Source organism: Aquabacterium sp. UBA2148 (assembly GCF_002328915.1).
GTDB classification, from domain to species: Bacteria; Pseudomonadota; Gammaproteobacteria; order Burkholderiales; family Burkholderiaceae_C; genus Aquabacterium; species Aquabacterium parvum.
Window position 1 is genome coordinate 1 of record NZ_DCXA01000252.1, and the last position, 3367, is coordinate 3367.

4 protein-coding genes are annotated in these 3367 nt (G+C 66.3%); all 4 read left to right on the forward strand.

Annotation, left to right across the window (positions count from 1 at the left end; all coding sequences use genetic code 11):
* Positions 1-750 (forward strand): esterase/lipase family protein (locus B2W70_RS13980; RefSeq protein WP_286746585.1); only part of this gene is annotated, 750 nt, incomplete at its 5' end.
* A gap of 161 nt (positions 751-911) precedes the next feature.
* Positions 912-1859, forward strand: a complete 948-nt coding sequence (locus B2W70_RS13985; RefSeq protein WP_286746587.1) for an esterase/lipase family protein — start codon at positions 912-914, stop codon at positions 1857-1859.
* Positions 1860-2021: 162 nt separating this feature from the next.
* Positions 2022-2951, forward strand: a complete 930-nt coding sequence (locus B2W70_RS13990) for a lipase secretion chaperone (RefSeq protein ID WP_286746589.1) — start codon at positions 2022-2024, stop codon at positions 2949-2951.
* A gap of 26 nt (positions 2952-2977) precedes the next feature.
* A partial coding sequence (locus B2W70_RS13995; RefSeq protein ID WP_286746591.1) for a PmbA/TldA family metallopeptidase occupies positions 2978-3367 on the forward strand: 390 nt, incomplete at its 3' end.

The window sequence follows — 3367 nt, forward strand, 5'->3', positions numbered from 1 at the left end:
GAAGGCGCCACCGTCTACGTGGCCTCGGTCAACCCCTCGCAGACCACCGAATTCCGTGGCGAAGAGCTCATCCAGCAGATGAAGCAATGGGCCGCCAAGGACGGCGTCAAGAAGTTCAACCTGATCGGCCACAGCCACGGCGGCCCGACCGTGCGCTACGCCGCTGGCACCGTGCCTGGCATGGTCGCTTCCATCACCACGATGGCGGGCACCCACTTCGGCTCCAAGGTGGCCGACGACCTGGCCCCGACCTTCTCCGAAGGCAGCACCCTGGACAGCCTGGCCACCAGCGGCCTGAAGCTGATTTCCTGGCTGACCGGCAACAAGACCACCGACAGCACCAACCTGCAGGCTGCTCTCTCCTCGCTGTCGACAGAAGGCTCGGCTGCGTTCAACGCCAAGTTCCCGGCTGGCGCGCCCACCACCCCTTGCGGTGAAGGCCCGGAAGTGGCCAGCGTCGCCGGCAACAGCATCCGCTGGTACTCGGCCTCGGGCACCGCCGTCAAGACCAATGGCTGGGACATCTCCGACCTGATCCTGGCAGGCACCGCGTCCTACTTCGGCACCGAAGAAAACGATGGCCTCGTCAGCCGCTGCTCCAGCCGCTGGGGCAAGGTCCTCAAGGACAACTACGCCTGGAACCACCTCGACGAGGTCAACCAGGTGCTGGGCACCATCGGCAAGAACGCCCCGAGCCCCGTGGCGTTCTACCAGCAACAAGCCAGTCGCCTGAAGCTGGCTGGCCTGTGACGAGGCCCCAGCCCCGAACCTGATCGCGGGCTGACCTCACCTCTGCGTCCCGGGCCTTCCTCCGGGGCGCTTTCTCCCTCCTCCTCTTGGCGATGCCAAGCCCTTTTCCGGGCCGGCACGGTCCGGGCTTGCTCGCCTTTTTTCTCACCCCTGGAGACAACATGAAAATCCAAACTTCTCTCAAGGCCGTCTGCGCAGCCGCCGTCATGGCTGGCGTCGCCCTGACCGCCCCGGCTGCCCACGCTGGCACCCAAGCCAAGACCAAGTACCCCATCGTGCTGGTCCACGGCTTCATCGGCTTCGACAACATCCTCGGCGCCGTCAATTACTTCTACAACATCCCCGGCACCCTGCGCGACGAAGGCGCCACCGTCTACGTGGCCTCGGTCAACCCCTCGCAGACCACCGAATTCCGTGGCGAAGAGCTCATCCAGCAGATGAAGCAATGGGCCGCCAAGGACGGCGTCAAGAAGTTCAACCTGATCGGCCACAGCCACGGCGGCCCGACCGTGCGCTACGCCGCCGGCACCTTGCCCGGCATGGTTGCATCGGTCAGCACCATGGCAGGCACGCATTTCGGCTCCAAAGTCGCCGACGACATCCTGGCCAACACCACCCCCGGTGGCGGCTTCGACCAGGCTGCCACGGCAGGCCTGAAGCTGATCTCCTGGCTGACCGGCAACAAGACCACCAGCGAAACCGACCTGCTGACCGCCCTCAACGCCCTGAGCTCGGCCGGTGCCGCCAAGTTCAACGCCAAGTTCCCAGCTGGCGCCCCGACCACCACCTGCGGCGTCGGTCCGGACAAGGCCACCATCGCTGGCAACAGCATCCGCTTCTACTCGTTCTCGGGTACCTCGGTGAAGACCAATGCCTGGGACGTGTCGGACGCCATCCTGGCTTACACGGGTGACTACTTCAAGGGCGAGCCCAACGACGGCCTGGTGGGCCGTTGCTCCAGCCACTGGGGCAAGGTCATCAAGGACAACTACACCTGGAACCACCTGGATGAAATCAACCAGGTCCTGGGTACCATTGGCAAGGACTCACCGGATCCGGTGGCCTTCTACGTCCAGCACGCCAACCGCCTGAAGTGGGCCTTCCTGTGATGTGAGCCACGCTCGCCAACCGGCGAGCCAGGGCGGCCCAGGCCTCACGAGGGCCTCGGCCGCCTTTGTTGTACCGGCCCCGTGCCGATTTCCAGAAGATGCAGGCCTGAACGTCAGGCCGCTGTCACCCGCTCCCGTTGCGGGTGAGCCAAGAGGTGTTTGATGCAGATGCAAGCTTGGAAGATGGCCGGTGTGGCCGCCTTGGTGGTGGGGGGCGCTGCCGCCGCCTGGATGGGCTTGAACCGATCTGGCGAGGCCGACCGCGCGTCGACCGAATCCGCTGCCGGGGGCTGGGCCATGATCCGTCCTGGTGTGGGGCAGGGCGACGCCAGATTGCCTCAAGGCCAGTCCGCTCTCACGGCCGAGCAGGTTCGCACCAAGCTCTTCCAGCAGGGCTCCTTCCAGGGCACCGAGCCCAACGGCGACTGGTGCACCGCCAGCGGCAAGCTCAGCCCCTGCAACGGCCTGCGCCGCCGCTTCGAGTACTACCTGCTCGGCATGGGCGAGGTCACCGTCGACGACATCCGCACCCTGGTCAACGACGAAGCCCGCCGCGCCAACGGCGAAGAGCAGGGCGACGCCATCATGGCCATCTGGGACAAGTACTGGCGCCTGCGCACCCACGAGTGGCGCAACGTCTTCGTGCAGTCCGATCGCAACACCTGGATGCCTGCCTTCGAAGAGCAACGCATGGTGCGCCGCCAGGTCCTCGGCGAAGACTGGGCCCGCGCTTTCTTCGACGACGAAGAAGCCAAGTTCAAGCAATACGTCGCTCAGGTCGAATCTGGCCAGCCTCCGCCACCCGACCCGGGCGAGCCCGTGCCCCAGATGGCCCCCGGCAAGGACCCCGCCGCCGTGCACGCCGAGCGCGTCGCTCGCTATGGCCAGGACGCCGCCAACCGCCTGGCCAAGGCCGACGAAGAATGGGCCGACTGGGAGCGCCGCCTGACCGCCGCCCGCACCGAGTGGGCGCGCCTGAAGGCATCCCAGAACCTCTCCGAGGTGCAGCGCAAGCAGGACATGCAGGCCTACGTCAACGCCAACTTCAAGCCCGACGAGCACCTGCGCGTCAAGGCCCTGCTCAACCTGTGAGCCCACTGGCGTGCCAGAATGCGTCCATGATCGCCGTCGAAGCCACCCTTGCCCGCCTGCAAACCGCCCGTGACCTGTTGCTCACGCCGTATGGTCTGGACGAATCGACCCTGCTGAACGCCTTGCGCGTCATCACGCAGCACCGCGTCGACGACGCCGACCTGTACTTCCAGTACACGCGCAGCGAAGGCTGGAGCCTCGAAGAGGGCATCGTCAAGTCCGGCAGCTTCGGCATCGACCAGGGCGTGGGCGTGCGCGCCATCTCCGGCGAGAAAACCGCCTTCGCCTACTCCGACGACATCTCCGAAGCCGCGCTGCTCGACGCCGCCCGCACCGTGCGCACCATTGCCGCCGCTGGCCAGAGCCGTCGCGTCAAGGTCGGTGGCCACCAGGTCGCGCCCAGCCGCAGCCTCTAT